This is a genomic window from Longispora fulva, assembly GCF_015751905.1.
GTDB lineage: Bacteria > Actinomycetota > Actinomycetes > Mycobacteriales > Micromonosporaceae > Longispora > Longispora fulva.
On record NZ_JADOUF010000001.1, the window covers coordinates 4,034,688 to 4,056,671 of the forward strand.

Consider the following 21,984-nt stretch of genomic DNA (forward strand, 5'->3'; position numbering starts at 1 on the left):
CGCCCATTTACCCCACCACCCTCAGCCCCGCCCCGCCCGCGCGCACCGGCCGCGCGTGCCCGGATCCGGTACCCGTCGGATCGGGTTGTCGGCCCAGGCGCAGCGTCGCCCGGACCGGTCGGCCCGGCCCCCGCGCCGTGACGGTCAGCTCCCGGTACCGCAGCCGGCCCCGCCCCGGCCGCAGCCCGTGCCAGGCGGACCCTTCCGGCTCCAGGACCAGGTCGGCCCCTGGCCACGGGGTCGCTCCGTAGCCGATCAACACCCCGCCGCGTTGCCGGGCCCGCGCCGCCAGCCGGCCGGCCAGCCGGGCCGGCACCGCCCCGCCGGGCGCGGCGACCACCAGGTCGAATCCGTCGAGGAGCGCCGAGACCGCCTCCGGCCAGCTCGCGCCGGGGCGGGGCACCAGGGCGAGCCGGTCCAGGGCCACCCCGGCGTCGGCGGCGGCCAGGGCGCTGAATCCGGGCAGTCCGACCACCGCGCACCACGCGCCGGCTCCCGAGGCGCCGGCCAGCAGCTCGATCAGGAGTCCGGTCGAGCTGGTCAGCGCCACGGTGCTCCCCCGCCGCAGGCCGCCGGGGAGCAGGCCGGCGCACCGGGCCGTGACCGGCAGGTTCCTGGCCCCGGATCCGCCCTCGGCGTCCGGGGCGGCGGTCGCTGTCCGCACCGCCCCGGCGAGGGCCGGCGAACGCAACAATTCGGTCACCACCGCCCGTCGCGGGTCGTCGTCGCCCTCCGCGGCGGAGAACACGGCAACTCGACCCACCTCACACACCCCCAGACAGAAACACCCAGCTCACCGGGGGTACGAAGATCCTTGCTCCCCCCGACTATCGCACACTAGTACGAAACTTGTGGGCTCAGGTGAGGTAAAAAGTGGCCGCCAAGAGAGCGCCCATGGGACACTCTGCGCCGCCTCGACCAGGAGGGCGGCGAACCGACATTTCGCGGGTCAGGCGGCGTCGAGGTCGAGCATGCCGGCCCGGTGCAGGTACCCGCGCGCCGCCGCGACCGCCTCCGCCGTCGTGTCGTGCACCCTTCCCTCGGTCCGCAGCCGGTCGAGTACCCCGATGGCCTCCAGCGCCCGGGAGTGCGCGGCGGCGATGCCCGAGACGTGGACGGCGATCCCCTGGCGTTCGAGGCGCTCGATGGCGTCGCGGAGCATCCTGGCCCCGGTGCCGTCCACGGTCGACACCCGCGACAGGTGCAGGATCAGCACCCGGACGTCGGGCACCTCGGACAGTTCGGCCAGGAACCGGTGCGCGGCGGCGAAGAACAGCGGGCCGTCGAGGCTGTAGGTGGCGATGTGCTCGGCGAGCAGCAGGTCGGGGATGTCGAGGGGCACCTGTTCGACCCGGACGGCACGCGCGATGGCGCTGATCGCCAGCAGGCAGGCGACGACGAGGCCGATCCCGACCGCGGAGACGAGGTCGAGGGCGAGGGTCGCCACGGCGGTCAGGGCCATGATCAGGGCGTCGGACCGGGTGGAGCGGGCCAGGATGGCCAGCGAGCCGACCTCCACCATCCGGATCGCCGTGGCCAGCAGCACCCCGGCGAGTGCCGCGAGGGGGATGTGCGCGACGAGCGGCGCGGCGACCAGCATGACCAGGGCCAGGGCCGCGGCGTGGGTGAGGGCCGCCAGCCGGGACCGGGCCCCGAACCGGACGTTGAGGGCGGTGCGGGCGATGACCCCGCTGTTGGGCAGGCCGCCGAACAGCGGGGTGACCAGGTTGGCGATGCCTTGGCCGAAGAGTTCCCGGTCGGGGTCGTGCCGGGGTCCGACCGTCATCCCGTCGGCGACGGTGGCCGACAGCAGGCTCTCCAGGGCGGCGAGCGCCGCGACGGCCCCGGCGGCGGTGAGCAGCGCCGGGACCGCCGCCGGGTCGAGGAAGGCCAGCGACGGGGCCGGCAGTGTGGCCGGCAGCGCGCCGATCCGGGCGACGTCGAGCCCGCCGAGCTGGGCGGCGAGGGTGGCCGCGCCGACGGCGAGCAGCGAGAACGGCACCCCGGGCCGCCACCGGCCGCCGACGAGCATCACGACCACGACGAGGACCGCGAGCCCGGTGCCGGCCCAGTGCGGGGGGCCGTGGATCGCGTGCCAGGCTCCCATGATCACGTGGTCGCGGTGCGAGACGTGCACGCCGAGGGCCGCCGGGACCTGTTGCAGGAAGATGACGGCGGCGATCCCGACCGTGAAGCCCTCCACGACCGGGGCCGGCACGTAGCGGGCGAACCGGCCGGCGCGAGCCAGGGCCAGCCCGATCAGGGCGAGGCCGGCGAGCAGTCCGACGGTGAGCACCCCGCCGGGTCCGAACTGGTGCACGATCGGCACGAGGACCACGGTCATCGCGCCGGTCGGCCCGGAGACCTGCAGGTTCGAGCCGCCGAACAGGGCGGCGAGGATCCCTGCGACGATCGCGGTCGCCAGGCCGGCCGCCGCGCCGAGCCCGGAGGACACCCCGAAGCCGAGCGCGAGGGGCAGCGCGACGACGGCGACGGTGAGGCCGGCGAACACGTCGCGGCGGGGTTGGCGGCGCATCGCCACCAGGTCCGCGCGCGACGGCAGGAGGGCGCGCAGCCGGGTCCGGCCGGCCGCCATCGTGCTCCCCAACGCTCCCGGCACCGGTCACCCCCGTCACTCGGCGTCGCCAGATATCTCACCTAAAGTAGTGGATAGGCTACCCAAAGTGCTAGAGATAGAACATGAACACCAAGTTCATTTTCCGGTACGCCCTCCGCGCGAGGAACCGGGACCCCGGACATCCGGGGTCCTGACGCGGTTCAGGTGCGAGAACGACCCCGTGTAGGCCCGGGGTCGTTCGCCGGGAGCACGAACCTCGGCATTGACGTGATGTTAAGTCGGCGTTCAGGCGCCTTTGAGGTGTGGCCCTCCATGCTGTGGTCCCGCTCCCCTCCAGCGGGCGCCCACCCCTCGGAAGGTACCCATGAAGCGCCTCACCCTCGCCGGCGTCACGGTCCTGGCCGTCGTCACGCTCGTCGGCACCGGAGCCACCAACGCCGCCGCCGACCCGACCCGCACCCCCCGCGACCGGACGATCGCCCGCGCCACGGCCCACGTCAAGCAGCACCCGGCCGCCTTCGGCTACGGCCCCGGCCAGGCCCTCAGCGTCCGCGACGTGATCGTCGACCCCGACGGCACCGAGCACGTCCGCTTCGACCGGACCTACCAGGGACTGCCGGTGATCGGCGGCGACTTCGTGGTGCACACCGCGCGTTCCGGCACCCTCGCCGGCCACGACCACGCCCGGGCCCGCGACATCAAGCTCGCCTCGACCACCCCGAAGCTGTCGGCCCGCGACACCGCCGGCAACGCTCTGCGGTCCGTGACCGGGCTGACGGTCGACTCGTCCACCCCGCGCCTCGTGGTGTGGGCGCTGGACGGCACGCCCCGGATCGCCTGGGAGACCACGGTTGCCGGCACCGGCGCGCACGGCGAGCCCGACAGCGAGGTCGTGGTGACCGACGCGAACACCGGCGAGGAGCTGGAGCGCTACGACGCGGAGCCGAACGTCGCCGGGACCGGGAAGTCCGAGTACACCGGCAGCGTGTCGATCGAGACGACGCAGCAGGCCGACGGCACCTACACGTTGAAGGACGGGGTGCGCGGGCACGTCACGAAGGACGCGCACAACGTGTCCTCGAACTCGGTCACCGCCTCCTCCGGCACCCTGTTCTCCGACGCGGACAACATCTGGGGCGACGGGAAGAAGTTCTCCACCGACCGGTCCACGGCCGCCGTCGACGCGCACGCCAACACCGCCTGGACGTACGACTACTACAAGAACGTGCACGGCCGCAACGGCATCAAGAACGACGGCAAGGGCGCGACGGTGTTCGTGCACGTCGGCACGAAGTGGGACAACGCCCAGTGGTCGGACGCGTGCTTCTGCATGCTCACCGGTGACGGCAACGGCACCACCGACCCGGAGCAGGTCGACCTCGACACCATGGGCCACGAGATGACGCACGGCGTCACGTCGGCGACCGCGAACCTGCGCTACAGCGGCGAGTCCGGCGGCCTGAACGAGGCCACCAGCGACATCTTCGGCACCATGGTCGAGTTCTACGCCGGCAACGCCTTCGACCAGGGCGACTACCTGTTCAGCGACCAGTCCACCCCGCCGTGGCTGCGCCGGATGGACAAGCCGTCCGCCGACGGCAGCTCCGCGGACTGCTGGAGCCGGACGGTCAAGCGGCTCGACGTGCACAACTCCTCCGGCGTCGGCAACCACTGGTTCTACCTGGCCAGCGAGGGCAGCGGCGCGAAGACCCTCAACGGGGTGTCCTACAACAGCCCGACGTGCGACGGGTCCACTGTCGCCGGGATCGGCAACACCAAGGTCGCGAAGATCTGGTACCGGGCGCTGACGGTGTACATGAGCTCCACCACCGACTACGCCGGTGCCCGGGTGGCCAGCCTGAAGGCGGCGACCGACCTGTACGGCGCGACGAGCGCCGAGTACAAGGCCGTCGCGGCGGCCTGGACCGCGGTCGCGGTCAAGTAGCCGCACCCCGCCGGCGCGCCTCCCGTGCGCCGGCACCCCGGGAGGGGCGGACCCGACGGTCCGCCCCTCCCGTTCCGTGTCAGCCGAACACGTCGATCCGGTCGACGAGCATGTAGGTCCCCGAGCGTTTGACGGCCCGCAGCGTGTGCGGCCCGGCGCTCAGCCCGCGCGCCGAGTAGACGAGCTGCTGGGACAGCCGGGTCGGGTTCGTGGTGTCCACGGTGGCCTTGAGCACCCCGTCCAGGTAGAAGTCGACGAGCCCCTGGTCGCTGTACCTCTCGGTGCGGAAGTCCACCCCGGTGCCGGTGAACGCGTACGACACCGCGTCGCCGTTGGTCGTCGTGTAGTGCACGTCGGCGTTGTAGTCGGCGGCGTAGGTCCGGTTGGCGCTGACGTTCCAGGCCCCGGTGTAGGTCACGCCGGCGGCGTTGTCGTTGAGGACCGTCGCGCCGGTCGGGTAGAGCTGGCTGGCCGGCACGATCTGCTGCGGCGTGTTCGGGCTGGACCAGAACAGCTTGGCGCTCGCGTCGCCGCCGTTCTCGGTCTGTTCGAGGGTGATCGCGTACCGCTGCCCGGCCGTCAGCGTGATGCCGCCCTTGTCCACGGTCGCCCCGTGCGGGGTCGTGTTCGCGATCACCTGCTGCCCGTCGACCCACAGCCGCACGGTGTCGTCGGACAACGTGGCGAACGTGTACTTCTCCGTGAACCGGGGCTCGATCAGCCCGGTCCACCGGCCGGCGAAGTTGTCGGTCGGGATCGCCGGGGCCGGGGAACCGGTGTCGCGCCAGTTGTAGTTGACGCCCGCGTCGGTGCGGGTGACCGCCGGCGGCCCGGAGAACGCGGTGTTGGCCCAGAACTGCGCGGTGAGCCCGGTGCCGGTGCCCACGGGCGCGGCGGTCTGCGGGGCGATGTCCAGGACGATCACGGACGCGATCGGGTCGGGGGCGGTACCCGTCGGCTTCAGGTCGAAGCCGTCCCCGGCGGCGGTGACCGGCACCGACGCGCCGGTCCGCAGCACGTGCGCCCCGGTCACGGTGAACCCGGTCGTGGCGCTCAGGTGCAACGTCCCCCCGCTGGCCGGCCAGGTGTAGACCGATGCGTAGAGCTTGTCGGCCGCCCGGCTGACGACGCCCCAGGTCGGGCGGGTGACGAGCCCGGTGTAGCCGGCGCCGTACACGGCAGGGCCGTTGGCGGTGAGCCACGCGCCCATGCCGGCGAGCCGGTCGACCTCCGGTTGCGGGATCACCCCGTGGTCGTCGGGCCCGACGTTGAGCAGGTAGTTGCCGCTACTGGCGGCGATCCCGACCAGGTTGCGGGTCAACGAGGCGGTGGACTTGAAGTTGCTGTCGTAGCTCGCGTACCCCCAGTGGTCGTTGATCGTCATGCACGACTCCCACAGCTGGGCGTCGGTCGGCGTCGCGGGGATCTCCTGTTCCGGGGTTCCGAAGTCGCCGTCGGCGATCGTGCGCGTGCCGACCCGGTTGTTCACGATCGTGTTCGGCGACAGGCCCCGGACGTAGTCCTCCAGTTTCGTGCCCTCGGCTGCCGTCCACGGCGCCTCCCACTCGCCGTCGAACCACAGCTCGGCGATGTCGCCGTAGTTGGTGAGCAGCTCGCGCAGCTGGGCCCGCATCCGGGTCAGGTACGCCTGGTAGTTCGTGCTGCCGGGCTGCGCGTCGGGGTCGTGCCAGTCCCAGATCGAGTAGTAGAAGCCGAGCTTGACGCCCTGGGCGCGGGCCGCCGTGGCGAGTTCGGCGAGGATGTCGCGCTTAAACGGCGAGCGGTCGTGGATGTTCCAGTCGTTGACGGCCGTGGGCCACATCGCGAACCCGTCGTGGTGCTTGGTGGTGATCACGATGTACTTCTGCCCGCCGTTCTTCGCGGCGCTGACCACGGCGTTGGCGTCGAAGCCCGAGGGATTGAACGTGGCGGCCTTCGCCTCGTACTCGTTCCACGGGATGGCGCAGTTCCGCCGGATCCACTCGGCGTCGCGGCACACCGTGCCGTTCGACCGGGTGTACTCGCCCTTGTACGCCGAGTACAGGCCGAAGTGGATGAACATGCCGAAGTGGTCCGTCCGCCACCACTGGGTGCGGGCGGAGCTGAACGGGTCGTCGGGGACGTGGTTGTCGCCCGGCGCGGCGTGCGCGGGACCGCCGGTCACCACCAGGGCGAGGGCGAGGGCGAGTAGTGCCAGAAACGATCTGAACCGCATGGCGGCCTCCGGGGAGAGATCCGATGACCACGCTATAGTGGCGATGATACTCATCAATGTCAACGGGAGGTTACCGGGATATTTCCACCTCAGTGGACACTCCTTCCACGAAGAGATCCGATCTCAACGCGTCAGACCCGGCCGGGCCGGCCGCTGGCGTGTCGACACGCCGCGCGACCTCGGCGCGGCACCATGCGACACGACACCCCAACACTCTGTGCCTTTGCGCGCGGCCCACCACCAGATGTAGTGTCGTGCCGTTGTTGGTGCACAACCCCGCCAGGGGACGTGCGGCAAGAGGGAACCCGGTGCGAATCCGGGACTGCCCCGCAGCGGTGAGTGGGAACGAAAGCCGTCACACAGCACTGGGCGCGAGCCTGGGAAGCGACGGCCGGTAGGCGCGAGCACGACGCCCACGAGTCCGAAGACCTGCCAATGACGCGCGCGCCGGCGAAGGCGCGCGCATGTCCCGGGCCTCGTGGGCGGGCCCCGGCGGACGAGCGGACCCGTGTGCCGTTGTCGCCTCCTGCCCCGGTGCCCCTCGTGTTTCCGGGTGGGAGAACGATGACCGCAGTGCTGCACAGCCCCACGCCCGCCGAGACCGTCGCACGGTCCGCCGAGGGACTGGCCGGGGTCGACCCCGGCCGGGTCGTGCCCAACCCGTGGCCCGGGGCGACGGAGGCCGAGCTGCGGATCCGGGCCATCGAGATGGCCGCGGCGCTGGTCGCCGAGGAGCCGAACTACTCCCGGCTCGCCGCCCGGCTGCTCGCCACGCACATCACCGCCGAGGCCGCCGGCGAGGGCGTGACCTCGTTCTCCGGGTCGGTCGCCGCCAGCCACGCCGCCGGCCTGCTCGCCCCGACGATCGCCGGATTCGTGGCCCGGCACGCCGCCGAACTCGATGCCCTCGTCGACGACCAGAAGAACGACCTTTTCGAGTACTTCGGCCTGCGCACCGTCTACGACCGCTACCTGCTCCGGCACCCCGAGACCCGGCAGGTCATGGAGACCCCGCAGCACTTCTTCCTCCGGGTCGCCTGCGGGCTGGCCGCGTCCGTCGCCGAGGCCGCCGACCTCTACGCGCTGATGAGCACCCTGTCCTACCTGCCCAGCTCCCCGACCCTGTTCAACTCCGGCTCCCGGCGGCCCCAGCTGTCCAGCTGTTTCCTGCTCGACTCGCCCCGCGACGAGCTGGAGTCCATCTACGACCGGTACGCGCAGGTCGCGCGGCTGTCGAAGTACGCGGGCGGGATCGGGATCTCCTGGTCGCGGGTGCGCTCGCGCGGCTCCCTGATCCGGGGCACCAACGGGCACTCCAACGGCATCGTGCCCTGGCTGCGCACCTTCGACTCCTCGGTGGCCGCCGTCAACCAGGGCGGCCGGCGCAAGGGCGCGGCGTGCGTGTACCTGGAGACCTGGCACGCCGACGTCGAGGAGTTCCTGGAGCTGCGCGACTCGACCGGGGACGAGGCGCGGCGTACCCATAATCTGCATCTCGCGAACTGGGTGCCCGACGAGTTCATGCGCCGAGTGGAGGCCGACGCGGCGTGGTCGCTGTTCGACCCGAAGGAGGTGCCGGAACTCACCGACCTCTGGGGTTCGGAGTTCGACGCGGCCTACACGGCGGCCGAGCGGGCCGAACGCTACGTGAAGCAGATCCCGGCCCGCGACCTCTACGGCCGGATGATGCGCACCCTGGCCCAGACCGGCAACGGCTGGATGACGTTCAAGGACCAGGCCAACCGGACCTGCAACCAGACCGCGAAGCCCGAGAACGTGGTGCACCTGTCCAACCTGTGCACCGAGATCCTCGAGGTCACCAGCGACGGCGAGACGGCCGTGTGCAACCTGGGCTCGATCAACCTGGCCGCGCACTGCACCGACGCCGGCATGGACTGGGCGGCGCTGGACCGCACGGCGCGCACCGCCGTGACGTTCCTCGACCGCACCATCGACCTGACCTACTACCCGACCCCGGAGGCCGCCGAGACCAACCGGCGGTGGCGGCCGATCGGCCTGGGCGTGATGGGCCTGGCCGACGTGTTCTTCCGGCTCCGGCTGCCGTTCGACTCCGCCGAGGCCCTGGCGCTGTCCACCCGGATCGCCGAGCGGATCGCCCTCGCCGCCTACGACACGTCCGCCGGCCTCGCCGAGCAGCACGGCACCCACCCGTCCTACGCCGACACCCGGGCCGCCGACGGGGTGCTGCACCCCGACCACTGGAACGCCGCGAACTCCCCCGAGTGGGACGCCGTCCGGGCCCGGGTCGCCCGCACCGGGCTGCGCAACTCGCTCATGGTCGCCATCGCGCCCACCGCCACGATCGCGTCGATCGCCGGCTGCGCGGAGTGCATCGAGCCGCCGGTGTCCAACGTGTACAAGCGCGAGACGCTGTCCGGGGAGTTCCTCCAGGTCAACAAGTACCTGATCAGGGATCTCGTGGGTCGCGGGCTGTGGACCTCGGGGGTCCGGGACGCGATCCTACGGGCCGAGGGCTCCGTGCAGGACCTGGACCTGCCGTCCGACGTCAAGCAGCTCTACCGCACCGCGTGGGAGGTGCCGCAGAAGGCCCTGATCGACCTGGCCGCCGCGCGCACCCCCTACATCGACCAGTCCCAGTCGCTGAACCTGTTCATGGCCACCCCCACGATCGGCAAACTCTCCTCGATGTACGCCTACGCGTGGCGGGCCGGCCTGAAGACCACCTACTACCTGCGGTCGCGGCCGGCGACCCGGATCGCGCAGACGACGGTTTCCGCCACTCTGCCGACCATCGGCCCGGACGCCGAGGCCGTGGCCTGTTCCCTGGAGAACCCCGAGATCTGCGAGGCGTGCCAGTAATGCTGTTGAACCCAGGCCTGGACCTGACCCTGCGCCCCATGCGCTACCCCGACTTCTACGAGCGCTACCGGGGCGGCATCCGCAACACCTGGACCGTCGAGGAGGTCGACCTCACCGGCGACCTGCCCGACCTGGCCGCGCTGTCCGCCGGGGAGCGGCACCTCGTCAACCGGCTCGTCGCGTTCTTCGCGACCGGGGACACGATCGTGTCGAACAACCTGGTGCTGAACCTGTACCGGCACATCAACGCGCCCGAGGCCCGGCTGTACCTGTCCCGCCAGCTGTTCGAGGAGGCGGTGCACGTCCAGTTCTACCTGACGCTGCTGGACACGTACCTGCCCGACGACAAGGACCGGGCCGAGGCGTTCTCCGCCGTCGAACACATCCCGTCGATCCGGGCGAAGGCCCAGTTCTGCTTCCGGTGGATCGACTCACTGCACGATCTGCGGTCGCTCCAGACCCGCGAGGACCGGCGCGCCTTCCTGCTCAACCTGATCTGCTTCGCCGCCTGCATCGAGGGCCTGTTCTTCTACGGAGCCTTCGCCTACGTGTACTGGCTGCGGTCCCGCGGCCTCCTCGACGGCCTGGCGACCGGCACGAACTGGGTGTTCCGCGACGAGTCCATGCACATGGACTTCGCGTTCGCCGTCGTGGACGTGGTCCGCGCCGAGGAACCTTCGCTCTTCGACGACTCCCTCGGCGCGCAGGTGACGACCATGATCGAGGAGGCCGTCGAGGCGGAGCTGGCGTTCGCCGAGGACCTGTGCGGCGACGGGCTGGCCGGCATGACGGCCACGGACATGCGCTCCTACCTGGAGTACGTGGCCGACCAGCGGCTCGCCCGGCTGGGGCTCCCGGCGCGGTACGGGTCGGCGAACCCGTTCCCGTTCATGGCGTTGCAGGACGTGCAGGAGCTGGCGAACTTCTTCGAACGGCGGGTGACGGCGTACCAGACGGCCGTCGGCGGGACCGTCAGCCTCGACGAGGACTTCTAGGCGGGCGACGGAGGTGTCTGACCGCCGGAAACCGGGGCAGGCACCTCCGTAACAGATGAATGGTCTTGATCTTCGGTAGGGTGGGCCGGTGGAGTTCCGCCTGCTGGGTACCGTCGAGGCGACCGCAGCGGGGCAATCGGTCTACATCGGACAGCGCCGGGAACGTCGCCTGCTGGGGATCCTGCTCACCCGGCTGCCGCACCCGGTCGGCGTGGAACAGTTCATCGACCTGCTGTGGGGGGACGAGGCACCCCTCGAGGCGCGCGCCGCACTCCAGGTGCACGTCTCCCGGCTCCGGCGAAGCCTGGCCGACGCCGGGGTCCAGCTGAACCGGGCCGCGTCCGGGTACACCCTGAACGTCGACCCGGAACAGGTGGACCTGCACAGGTTCCGGGACCTGTGCGACCGGATCCGGACCGGACCGCGGGACCTCCCCGCCCTGCTCGCCGAGGCCGGCGCGCTCTACCAGGGTCCACTCCTCGGCGACGACGGCACGGAACGACTCCGCCGGGCACTGTGTCCCTGGCTCGACGAACTGTGGATGTCCACCCGGGAGTCCGCGGTCGAGACCACCGTCCGCCGGGGCGGGCACCCCCTCGCCGAGCTGGCCGAACTCGTCGCCGCGCACCCCGTCCGGGAGCGGCTCGCGAGCCTGCAGGTTCTCGCCCTGCACCGCGCGGGGCGGCGCGACGAGGCACTCGCGGCGTTCGAGCGGGCAAGGTCCGCGCTCGCCGACCAGCTCGGACTCGATCCCGGCCCCGAGCTGCGCCGAGCCTACGAGACGGTGCTGCACACCCCCGCCGTCCCCGCCCCGGCCCAGCTGCCGCCGGGCATCTTCGACTTCACCGGCCGTACGGAACCGCTCGCCGCACTCGACGGGTTCCTCACCCTGCGCGGCACCGTGGTGATCAGCACGATCGCGGGGACCGGCGGGGTCGGCAAGACCGCGCTGGCTCTGCACTGGGCGCACCGGGTCCGCGACCAGTTCCCCGACGGGCAGCTCTACGTCAACCTGCACGGCCACTCCGCGACCACCCCGGTCGGGCCGATGGAGGCGCTCGGCAGGTTCCTCCGCGCCCTGGGTTGTCCCCCCGAGGACATCCCCACCGAGATCGACGAGGCCGCCGCGCGCTACCGCAGCCTGCTCGCCGACCGACGGATCCTCGTGGTCCTCGACAACGCCCACCACCCCGACCAGGTACGGCCACTCCTGCCGGCCAGTCCCGGCTCGATGGCCCTGGTCACCAGCCGGGACCGGCTCGTCGGGCTCACCGCCCGCGACGGCGCGCGACGGCTGCACCTGCCGGCGTTCACCCCCGAGGAGTCGCTCGCCCTGCTGAGCGGCTGCGTCGGCGCCCAGCGGGTGACCGCCGAGCCCTGGGCCGCCGCCGAACTGGTCGCGCTCTGCGGCCACCTGCCGCTGGCGATCCGGATCATCGCGTACCAGGTCACGGAGGTTCCGCACCTGCCACTTGCCGGGCACGTCGCCCGGCTCCGCGCCGACCGGTTGAACGCCCTGGCCCTCCAGGACGACGTCGACACGTGTGTCCGCGCCACCTTCGACCTGTCCTACGCCGCCCTCGACCCCGACACGGCCCGGATGTTCCGGCTACTCGGGCTGGTGCCGGGCGCGGACTTCACGGCGGAGGCCGCGGGGGCGCTCACCGGGATGCCGGCGGGGCGGGCCCGGCGGTTGCTCGACCGGCTCGTGGCGGGCCACCTGGTGGAGGCGCATCCGGCGGGGCGGTACGCGTTCCACGACCTGCTGCGCGAGTACGCGGCCGGGCACGGCGCCTCCGACCCGGAGAGCGAAGCCTCGGTCACCCGGCTGACGGACTGGTACCTGCACACCGCCCTGGCCGCGGACACGGTCGCCGACATGCTGCCGACCCAGGAGATCATGGCGCATCCACCGGCGCCCCCGTCGGTCAGTCCGGGATCCTTCGAGGACCGGACGGCGGCCCTGCGGTGGCTGGACTCCGAACGGGCCGCCCTCGTGTCGGTCGTGCACCACTGCTGCGCCCACGGCGTCGAGGTGACGGCGCTGCGCGTCCTCGAAGCCCTGGGCGGGCACCTGCACCTGCGCCGGTGGTCCGCCGAGTTCCTCGCGACGGGACTCGCCCTGCTGTCGGCGACCACGGACGCGAGTGATCCCCGGGTCCGCGTTCTCGCGCACGATCTGGTCGCGGCCGCGTACCGGATCACGGGGAAGTTCGCGGAGGCCGTGCACCACAGCCGACAGGCGCTGTTCTGGCTGGACAACGTGGCGGGGCGGCCGGACGAGCCGCGGCTCCTCCTCAACCTCGGCCGGAGCCTGCGCCTCACCGGTCACCTGGCGGCGGCCGCCGACTGCTACCGGAGCGCGGCGAAGCGCTACGAGCAGGACGGGGTCGGCGGCGCCAAGACGATGTTCGTGGCCGGCGTGCTGGGCGACGTGTACCGCCACACCTCCGACTTCCAGGACTCGCTGACCTTCAGCGCGGAGGCGCTGGCCCTCGCCTGGGAGGTCGCACCCCCCTGGGCGCCCTACGCCCTCGAGGCGATCGCCAACGTGCACACGGAGTGCGGCCGGCACCAGGAGGGGATCGAACACGCCCGAGCCGCCCTGGACGCCGCCGAACGATTCGAGCAGCCGTTCATCAAGCCCAGCGCGTTCAACACCCTGGGCTCGGCACTGGCCGGGCTCGGCCGCCCCGACGAGGCGCACGGGGCCTACACCGACGCACTGCGACTGTGCGAGGACCAGGCCAACCCCGAGGCCGAGAGCGAGTCCCTGTGCGGGCTGGCGCTGCTGAGCAGCCGGACCGGCCGGCACGGGCAGGCCATCGAACAGGCCCGCCGAGCCGTGGACGTCGCGCACGGCAGCGCCAACCTCGTCGGCGAGGGCCGGGCCAGGGCGACCCTCGCCGAGATCCGGCTGGCGGCCGGCCACCGCGACGACGCCGCGACAGAGGCCCGACAGGCCCTCGCCGTCAACGAGTCCACCGGGCACCAGCTCGGCGAGGCCCGCAGCCTCCTGGTGCTGGGCACCGTGACCGGCGACAGCGACCTGGTGCGCCGGGCGCACGCGATCTACACCCGGATCGGCGCCCCGGTCCCGTCCTGACCTAGAACACCAGCCCCGCCGCGTAGTCGCACAGCGACAGCCGGTCCGCGTGCCCCAGCTTCGCGAGCAGGCTCGCCACGTGCTTCTCCACCGTCCGCGCCGAGATGAACAACCTCTGGCCGATCTCCACGTTGCCGATCCGCTCGGCCAGCAGCACCAGCACCTCGAACTCGCGCACCGTCACCCCGCTCTCCCGCAACGGCGCCGGCACCCCTTCCCACCCCTGGCGCTGCTGGGGCACAGACGCACCGGCCCGACGCAAGATGCTCCGGCAGGCGGCGCCGGTGGTGCCGAGCCCGGCACGGTGGAAGTACTCCCCAGCGGTCCGAGCCCACGCGACCGGATTGCCCCAGCCACCGTCCAGGGCCTCTTCCGCCAGCAGCCGGAGCACGATCGCCCGGCCCAGCGGGAACGGCTCTCCGACGTCATGACACTCGGCGACCGCCAGCTCCGCAGCGATGCTGTCTCCGTCCCGGGCGTGCAGCACCGCACGAGCGGCAACGACGAACTGCAGGTTCCACCGGACGAGGCCGGGCATGGAGCCGGCGATGGCGTCATGCTCCGCCCAGCCGGCGTCTCGGTCCAGCACCTCGAGGAGCAGCCCCAATCCGAAACTGCCCGACAGGGTGTACGCCGAGGGGAACCGTCGCTCCCTCTCCCGCGCCTGGTCGATCTTCGATCTGCACCCGGCCCGGTTCTCCTCGATGAGCTCGTAGAATCCCTCGGCCAGCCCCCAGGCGACGGGAAGGTAATGGGTGTCCTCACCACCGGCACTGACGAGTGCCTCGAGGTGAGTCTCCATGTCTCGGCGTCGACCCTGGTGCGCGGCCGAGACGGCGCTGACGAGGGACAGATAGCGGTTGACCTGGCGTAGACGCAGCCGGCCAGCCAGTTCCGCGCAAGGCTCCACAATGGCCTGGGAGCCGGCGTAGTCGCCGTGGTGAACGGCCAGCCAGGACAGCAGGCCGTTCACGGTGCACAGGGTCGGCAACGCCCCGATGCGGGCGGACTCCTCGCGGGCCTGGTGCAATCTGCCCGCGACGCCGTCAGCGAGCAGGTCGTTCCCACCCAGATAGCTCAGGGCGGTCACCCGCCACACCGAAAGCTTGTGCTCGTCGGCGAGGTCCAACATCCGCTGGAACAGGGACTCGGACTCGGCCATGCTCCGCCGTCTGGCGGCGATGCCGAGCACTTCCAACGCTTGGCAGCCCACCTCGGGAAGGGGGAAGCGGAGGGCGTCCTCCAGCGCACGCCGCGCCAGACCCTCAGCCTCCCCCACCCGAGGGTCGTCGGGCACGTCCTGCAGGATCCTGGCCTCGATCACGTCGATAGGCGCGCTGCGGCCGGGGGGAGCGTCGGGGCCGAGCAGCCGTCGGGCGATCGCGACCTGGGCCAGGCCGTCGCGCCACCGGCCCGCGACGGCAGCGGCTTCGGCCATCCGGGTGTGCAGGGCCGCGAGCCGCGCGCCGTCGAGGTGCCCGGCCAGCGCTTCGAGATCCTTCTCCATCTCCAGGGCACGCTCGGTCTGGCCGGATTCCGTGAGCGCCGACAGCAGGGGCTCCAGGGTCTCGGCCCGCAATGCGGGGCTGAACCAGCCGAAGGACAGGGTGCGGGCCTTCTCCAGTAGTGTGACCGCGCTGGTCGGCGCGCCGTCGGCGAGCGCACGGCGGCCGGCCTCGGTGAAGAGGCTGGCGGCGGCGGGCTCGTCCCCCGTGGCCAGTTTGAGCTGGGCGAGATGCTGGCACCAGTCGCCGTCGAGCGTGGGGAACAATGCCTCAATCGCGACGGCCAACTCGCCGGCGAGGGCGGCACGCTCGGAGGGTAGCAGCGGGGCGAGCAGTGCGTCGGCTGTGAGGGCGTGCCGGAAGGCGTACCACTCCGGGCCCTGTTCGTCGGGCACGATCAGCTGGGTGCGCACGGCTGTGCTCAGCACCTGCCGCAGCAACCCGACGTCCACGCCGGTGGCCCGCTGCACGACCTCGACCGAGAACCGGCGGCCAAGGGTGGCGGCACCGCGCAGCAGCGCGTGACCAGCCTCGCCGAGCCGTTCCGCCCGCTCCGTGACGCTGACGACAACAGTGGTGGGCACCTTCGTGGTCACTGAGCCGTCCACGGTCCACACCCGCGAACGTCGCACGAGGTGCCCGGCGCCGACCAGGCCGGCGAGCAACTCCTCGACGACGAACGGGTTGCCGTCGCCGTCCCGGCGCACTTGCGCCGTGACGATCGGCGGCACCGTCTCCTGGGCGGACTCCAGGCAGTGCGCGATCAACTGGTTGACGGCGTCATCGTCCAGCGGTCCCAGTTCCATCACCTGCGCCATCCGGCGGCGCAGCGCGGACTCCGCGAGTTCACGGGCCGCACCGACCTCTGGACGGCTCGTGGCCACCAGGAGGACCGGATGCTGGCCAAGGTTGTCGATGAGGTACTCCACCACCGCCAACGTCTCGGGGTCCGCGTCGTGCAGGTCCTCCAGAACGATCAGGCAGCCGTTGTCCCTGCTGGCGACGGCCAGCAGTCGCAGGATCGACTCGGCGAGGACCAGCACCGACTCGCCCCGCCGTGCGTCGTCCCGCTCCCGCCATTCCGGGATGAGCCGGCCAAGAGCCGGTCGGTACGGGGCCAGCTCGGGGTGGTCGGTGAGTCCGACGACCCTGACGAGGGTCAGCACCGCCTCCGCCAATGGGCGAAACGGCACCGAGGACGCGGTGGTGCTGGTGCGCCCATGGCACACCAGCACCCCTTCCGCCTCGGCGATGCGTTGCAGTTCCAGGGCCAGTCGGGACTTGCCGATACCCGCCTCACCGACGAGCAGCGCGGTCTGGCCCGTGCCGTTCAAGGCCACGCGCAACGCGTCGGTGAGGCGGGTGAGTTCGGCGTCCCGGCCGAGGAGCGCCGATGAGATCAACCGCATTCTGTCCCAAAGGCTCCGTTCGGCTCGCCCTTGGTGGTCGTCGTGAGCATGACGATCGTCCCGTCACCGCCGAGCCAGGGATCCATCACGATCTCCCCCGCCGGATGTCCCCCCTCCCGGTACTCCGGGTTCTTCCAGCCCCACACCATTTCCTCAACGCTCATGGTTTTCTCCTTCCGCCATGGCGTCCCCGATCAGTTTCTCCTGGGCGAGAAGGTCGTCGGGGCCCATGGCCGCTATCTTCTGGGACACCCGCGCCAGATGCGGCACGGGATAGACGTCGCGAACCCTCGCCCCGACGCCGGTGAACAGGTCGCGGCTGCCGGGCCGGCTGGTGAACACCGGCACGTCGCCGGCCCACAGCTCCCGCAGCTCGTGGTGGATCAGGCCCTCGCGGAGGGGGTCGCCGGTCGAGCGGGCCCACAGGTGGTCGAGGATCCGGTCCCGGTCGAGGGCGTCGCGCAGGACGTCGGGGTGGGTCGACTCGTCCAGGAGCATGGCGTAGGTCTGGGTCGGGCGGATCACGACCCGGATCTCGTCGTCGGCGAAGTCGGCGAGCCGGGCCAGGAACTCGTCCCGCGAGGCGACCAGCGTGGTGTAGCCGAGGCGGAAGCCGGCGAGCAGGTCGGCGGAAAAAGCCCGGGCGTCGACGGGTACGCCGCCGGCGAGCGGCCGGTTCCGCGCCCCCCGGGTGCGCAGGGTCCGCCGGTCGATCCGCATCCCGTCGGTGCCCGGCTCGGCGAGCACGGCGGACTCCGTCGGGTAGGGGGTGCCCTCCGCGCCGCCGAGCCCGCTCAGGTCGAGGCCGGCCAGGGGCAGCAGCCCGGTCTCGCTGACGGAGCCGGTCCGGTGCGGCGGGTGGAACAGGGTCTCCAGGTCGACGAGCACGGGCTGGTCCCCGCAGGCGATCAGGTTCTCCATGTGGAAGTCGACCCCGTCGAGGGCGTACACGAGGGCCAGGAGCGCGCCGAGCCGGCGGTAGTAGGGGCCGGGCGCGCCCGGCAGGGAGCGGTGTTCCACGAAGGCCGCCCAGCCGTGGGTGCCCCGGTCGAGGATGTCGGGGGTCAGCAGGTCGAGGCGACCGGGGTCGGCCGCCGCTGGAGGGGCCGGCTCACCGGTACCCGTCGGATCGGTCTTGGTGTTGAGCCAGCGCACGAGACCGTGGAAGCGCGCGTGCACCGCGAGGGACCGTGGCTTGTAGACCAGCTTGCGGCCGTCGGCGAACCGGAGGACGGCCACGGACCGGCCACCCCGGTGCGCGTCGCCGGCACCGGTGTCGACGGCCACGCACGGGCCGGGGTCGACTCCCCCGAACAGGCCGGCGACCACGGCGGGCCGATCGGCGCGCCACCGGTCGACCAGCTCGACGAACGCGTCGACGGCGTTGTCCGTCGCCTGGACGAGCAGCCGGGCGAGCACCGGGTACTCGTGCAGGATCGCGGTAAGCGCCGCGCGCCGGCTGGCCTGCCGGACGAAACTGGCGAACCGCTCCTGCGGGGTCGTGCCGTCGAGCCGGTCGGTGACCCGGGCGACGTTGAGTTCCAGGACCAGGGTGCGGCAGGCGATCCGGGTCAGGGTCACCGACAGCGACGCGGTGAACCCGGCCACCAGCAGGGACCTGTCCCAGGCCGGGGACTCCGGGATCCGGGCCAGGCAGCGCTCGCGCGCGGTGGCGACGAACGGGTCGAGGATCGCGGCGAACCCGGCCTGCCATCCGCCGCGGGCGTCGTCGTCCGGGTCCGCGCCGGAGGCCGTCGAGCCGGTGTCAGCGGAGGCGGTGGCCGGTGGCGCGGTCTCCAGCAGTGCCTCGACCTCCACCGCCCACCGGGGGCGCGACGCCCTGGCCGCGAGCTCCGCCGGCGCCTCGGCCAGCAGCGCGAGCACCCCGGCCTCGTCCAGCCCGACCGCGGCCAGCCGCCGCCCCCACTGCCCGGTGGCGGCGAGGTCGTGCGCGGCGCGCCACCGGTCCAGCCGGCGGGCCGCCCGGTCGGGAACGGGGGTGCTGGAGGTGGGTTGATCGGCCAGGGTCAGCCGTTCGGCCAGACTGAGGCCGCTCACCCATGGAGTCACATCAACATTCTGCGGGCGGGGAGCCGTTCTGCGCCATATCTCGCACCGCCCGGATGAAAGATCCTTTTTGGCAGGACCCCCCGCCCCCAGATTCCCGCGCCGTCCCCCCATATTCACCCGCACGCGTTGCGGGGCGCTGACCTGTGGGATTGACTCATCCCAAGCCACTCACATGGCTGCTCGGAATGGATCCGCCCCAACACGGTGCCATTCCGACGCCCCAGTGGGGGTGCGGCTCCTGGGACCGGGTCGCACCCCCACTAAAACCCTTTTATGGGTACTTTTCTACAAGTCGCGGAATGTCTCAATTCGCGCCCCCAGCAGATTCAGCCGCTGGGCGAGCTGTTCGTAGCCCCGGTCGATGACGTAGATGTTGCGCAGGACGGACGTCCCCTTCGCGGCGAGCATCGCCAGCAGGATCACCACGGCCGGGCGCAGGGCCGGCGGGCAGATCACCTCGGCGGCCGACCAGTGGGTGGGGCCCTCGACGTAGACCCGGTGCGGGTCGAGAAGTTTGACGTGCGCGCCGAGCTTGGTGAGTTCGGTGAGGTAGATGGCCCGGTTCTCGTAGACCCAGTCGTGCACCAGGGTCGCGCCGGAGGCCACGGCGGCGATCACGGCGAAGAACGGCAGGTTGTCGATGTTGAGCCCGGGGAACGGCATCGGGTGGATCTTGTCCAGGGGCGCGCGCAGTGTGGACGGCCGCACGGTCAGGTCGACGAGCCGGGTGTGCCCGTTGGCCGCCGGGTACTCCTCGCTGCGGGTGTAGTCGAGCCCCATCTCCTCCAGGGTCGCCAGCTCGATCTCGAGGAACTCGATCGGCGCCCGGCACACCGTGATCTCCGAGGACGTCACGATCGCGGCGGCGATCAGGCTCATGGCCTCGATCGGGTCCTCGGACGGGGCGTAGTCGACGGCCCGGTCGAGCTCGGCCACCCCGTGCACAGTCAGGGTGGTGGTGCCGACCCCGTCGACCCGCACGCCCAGCTCGCCGAGGAAGAAGCACAGGTCCTGGACCATGTAGTTGGAGCTGGCGTTGCGGATCACGGTGACGCCCGGGTGCCGGGCGGCGGCCATCAGCACGTTCTCGGTCACGGTGTCGCCGCGCTCGGTGAGGACGATGGCCCGGGTCGGCACGATCTCCCGGTCGACGTCGGCGTGGTAGAAGCCCTCGTGCGCCTTCACGGCGAGCCCGAACGGCCGCAGCGCGGTCAGGGTCGGCTCGATCGTGCGGGTGCCCAGGTCGCAGCCCCCGGCGTACGGCAGCTCGAACCGGTCCAGCTCGTGCAGCAGCGGGCCGAGGAACATCAGGATGCTCCGGGTCCGCCGGGCCGCCTCGACGTCCATCGTGCTCAGGTCCAGGGTGGCCGGCCGGGTGATCTCCAGGTCGTTCTCGTCGTTGAGCCAGCGGGTCCTCACACCGATGCTGCCGAGCACCTCCAGGATCCGGTTGACCTCCTCGATCCTGGCCACCTTGCGCAGCGTGGTGCGGCCCTTGTTGAGCAGCGACGCGCACAGCAGCGCCACACCGGCGTTCTTGCTGGACCGCACGTCGATGCTGCCGGAGAGCTGCTGGCCGCCCACGATCCTCAGGTGCATCGGCCCGGTGTGGCCGATCGAGACGATCTCGCTGTCGAGGGCGTCGCCGATCCGGCTGAGCATGTCGAGGCTGAGGTTCTGGTGGCCGTGCTCGATCCGGTTGACGGCGCTCTGGCTGGTCCCCAGGGCCTCGGCGAGCTGCGCCTGGGTCCATCCCCGGTGCTTGCGGGAGGCGCGGATGAGGCCGCCGATGCGGCGCAGGTAGTCATGGGCGTCAGACATGACGGCGACCTTATCTCACAGATGACGTTGCGACCGGCCCAACGTGGGGCGTGGCACGGATCCGGGAGACAGTAATTCGCTCAGTGACGGGAAGAAAACAGACAGCTCACCCGGGCCGGGCCACCCGGAGGCGACCCGGCACATGACGTTAGAACAGGGTGACGGGCAGCGACAGGTAGCTCGGCAGCAGGATCGAGTCGTTGAGCTGCGGGTTCGCCCCGATCGCCAGCTTCGGGAACCGGCGCAGCAGCCGGGGCATGGCCAGCGCGCCCTCCCTGCGGGACAGCGCCGCGCCCAGGCAGTAGTGCGGGCCGACCCCGAAACTGATCGGGTTGTTCTCCGGGCGGTCCGGGTCGAAGACGTCCGGGTCGGCGAACCGCTTCGGGTCCCGGTTGGCCGCGCCGAGCATCACCAGGATCGTGCCGCCCTTCGGGATGTCGACCCCGTGCACCGTCAGGTCCTCCGAGGCGCTGCGGCTGACGAAGTGCACGGACGTCTGGTACCGCAGGATCTCCTCGACCAGCGGGCCCGCGGCCTCCGGCACGTCCCGCATCCGCGCCGCCTGCTCGGGGCGTTCCAGCAGCTCGACGAGCGCGGCGGCGAACATCGGCGTCGTGGTGGAGAACGCGGCGTTGTACGTGACGACCAGGTTGCAGGCCAGCTCCAGGTCCGACACGTGGGTGCCGGCGTCGATCTCCTGGATCAGGCCGCTCGTCACGTCGTCACCGGGCTCCGCGCGCAGCCGGGCGATGAGCTCCAGGTAGTAGTCGACGAGTTCCTGGGTGGCGCGGTCTGCGGCCTCGAGCACCTTGGCGTTGTTGACCCGCATGTTCAGGGCCTCGTTGATCAGGTCGGTGCGCGGCGGCACCCAGGCCCAGTCCGCCTCGGGGATGCCGAGGAGCTGGCCGACGACCCCCGCCGGCACCGGATAGGCGAATTCCGTCATGAAGTCGATCTCGCCACCGTCGGCCCCGGCCGCCGCCATCCCGTCCAGCCGGGCGTCGATCAGTGCCGTGATCGCCGGCTCCATGGCCGTCACCCGGCGGGGGGTGAACACCTTGCCGAACAGCCGGCGGAACCGGCTGTGCTCGGCGGCGTTGCTGAACATGATGGTGCCCATCAGGGTGGTGTAGAAAGGGTGCTCCTCCCAGTCCGGTCGGGAGTCGGCGATGTTGCCCCGGTCCAGGTTGACGAACCGGACATCGCGCAGCACCTCGCCGACGGCCTCGTAGCCGTTGACGACGGCGCACATCTTCGAGCCCGGGATCTGGGGCAGGGAGTTGACCTGGCCGAGGGCGTGCAGGGACGCGTACAGCGGCCAGGGGTCCCTGCGCCCCGCCGGGCTGAGGATCTTTCGCAGGAGAATGCCAGCGTCCATAGTGAGGTCCTCTTACAGATGATCGAAGGAACACAGTGGAGCCTAGTCCGCCACATACGGACCGGGAATACCAAAGGAAAGGCCCCGGTGCACCAGAGGCGCACCGGGGCCCGGGTATTGC

At 71.6% G+C, this 21,984-nt stretch carries 12 protein-coding genes and 1 riboswitch; of the genes, 4 read left to right on the forward strand and 8 right to left on the reverse strand.

Annotated elements, in window-relative coordinates:
• Positions 1-7 precede the first annotated feature (7 nt).
• On the reverse strand, positions 8-763 hold the full coding sequence (imuA', locus tag IW245_RS17835) for a DnaE2-dependent mutagenesis accessory factor ImuA' (RefSeq protein ID WP_197004310.1): 756 nt from the start codon (positions 761-763) through the stop codon (positions 8-10).
• Between the two features lie 186 nt (positions 764-949).
• Positions 950-2,620: a SulP family inorganic anion transporter gene (locus IW245_RS17840; protein WP_307788894.1), complete on the reverse strand. Its 1,671-nt coding sequence runs from the start codon at positions 2,618-2,620 to the stop codon at positions 950-952.
• 322 nt (positions 2,621-2,942) lie between these two features.
• Between IW245_RS17840 and IW245_RS17845 the strand changes: the two genes are divergently transcribed.
• Positions 2,943-4,523, forward strand: coding sequence for a M4 family metallopeptidase (locus IW245_RS17845; protein WP_197004311.1), 1,581 nt, complete (start codon positions 2,943-2,945; stop codon positions 4,521-4,523).
• 79 nt (positions 4,524-4,602) lie between these two features.
• Here IW245_RS17845 and IW245_RS17850 read toward each other — a convergent pair whose 3' ends face one another.
• Positions 4,603-6,738 (reverse strand): alpha-L-fucosidase, encoded by a 2,136-nt coding sequence (locus IW245_RS17850; RefSeq protein ID WP_197004312.1) that lies wholly within the window; start codon positions 6,736-6,738, stop codon positions 4,603-4,605.
• Between the two features lie 247 nt (positions 6,739-6,985).
• Positions 6,986-7,189: riboswitch (cobalamin riboswitch) on the forward strand.
• 113 nt (positions 7,190-7,302) lie between these two features.
• Between IW245_RS17850 and IW245_RS17855 the strand changes: the two genes are divergently transcribed.
• The 3 genes from IW245_RS17855 to IW245_RS17865 all read left to right on the forward strand — a co-directional run bounded on the left by IW245_RS17855 (position 7,303) and on the right by IW245_RS17865 (position 13,680).
• Entirely contained in the window at positions 7,303-9,579 is a 2,277-nt protein-coding gene (locus tag IW245_RS17855; RefSeq protein WP_197004313.1) for a ribonucleoside-diphosphate reductase subunit alpha, read from the forward strand.
• Positions 9,579-10,574: a ribonucleotide-diphosphate reductase subunit beta gene (locus IW245_RS17860; protein ID WP_197004314.1), complete on the forward strand. Its 996-nt coding sequence runs from the start codon at positions 9,579-9,581 to the stop codon at positions 10,572-10,574. The genes IW245_RS17855 and IW245_RS17860 overlap by 1 nt, the downstream gene beginning before the upstream one ends.
• An 88-nt stretch (positions 10,575-10,662) precedes the next feature.
• Entirely contained in the window at positions 10,663-13,680 is a 3,018-nt protein-coding gene (locus IW245_RS17865) for an AfsR/SARP family transcriptional regulator (RefSeq protein ID WP_197004315.1), read from the forward strand.
• A gap of 1 nt (position 13,681) precedes the next feature.
• Here IW245_RS17865 and IW245_RS17870 read toward each other — a convergent pair whose 3' ends face one another.
• The 5 genes from IW245_RS17870 to IW245_RS17890 form a co-directional block, all read right to left on the reverse strand.
• Positions 13,682-16,594, reverse strand: a complete 2,913-nt coding sequence (locus IW245_RS17870) for a helix-turn-helix transcriptional regulator (protein WP_197004316.1) — start codon at positions 16,592-16,594, stop codon at positions 13,682-13,684.
• Complete coding sequence (locus IW245_RS17875; protein ID WP_197004317.1) at positions 16,585-16,758, reverse strand: hypothetical protein; 174 nt, start codon at positions 16,756-16,758, stop codon at positions 16,585-16,587. The genes IW245_RS17870 and IW245_RS17875 overlap by 10 nt, the downstream gene beginning before the upstream one ends.
• Entirely contained in the window at positions 16,748-18,664 is a 1,917-nt protein-coding gene (locus tag IW245_RS17880) for a type 2 lanthipeptide synthetase LanM family protein (RefSeq protein WP_197004318.1), read from the reverse strand. Before IW245_RS17880 ends, IW245_RS17875 begins: the two co-directional genes overlap by 11 nt.
• A 285-nt stretch (positions 18,665-18,949) precedes the next feature.
• Complete coding sequence (locus tag IW245_RS17885; RefSeq protein ID WP_197004319.1) at positions 18,950-20,485, reverse strand: helix-turn-helix domain-containing protein; 1,536 nt, start codon at positions 20,483-20,485, stop codon at positions 18,950-18,952.
• Positions 20,486-20,633: 148 nt separating this feature from the next.
• The gene (locus IW245_RS17890; protein ID WP_197004320.1) at positions 20,634-21,863 is read right to left on the reverse strand and encodes a cytochrome P450; all 1,230 of its coding nucleotides are present in this window, start codon (positions 21,861-21,863) and stop codon (positions 20,634-20,636) included.
• Positions 21,864-21,984: the final 121 nt, after the last annotated feature.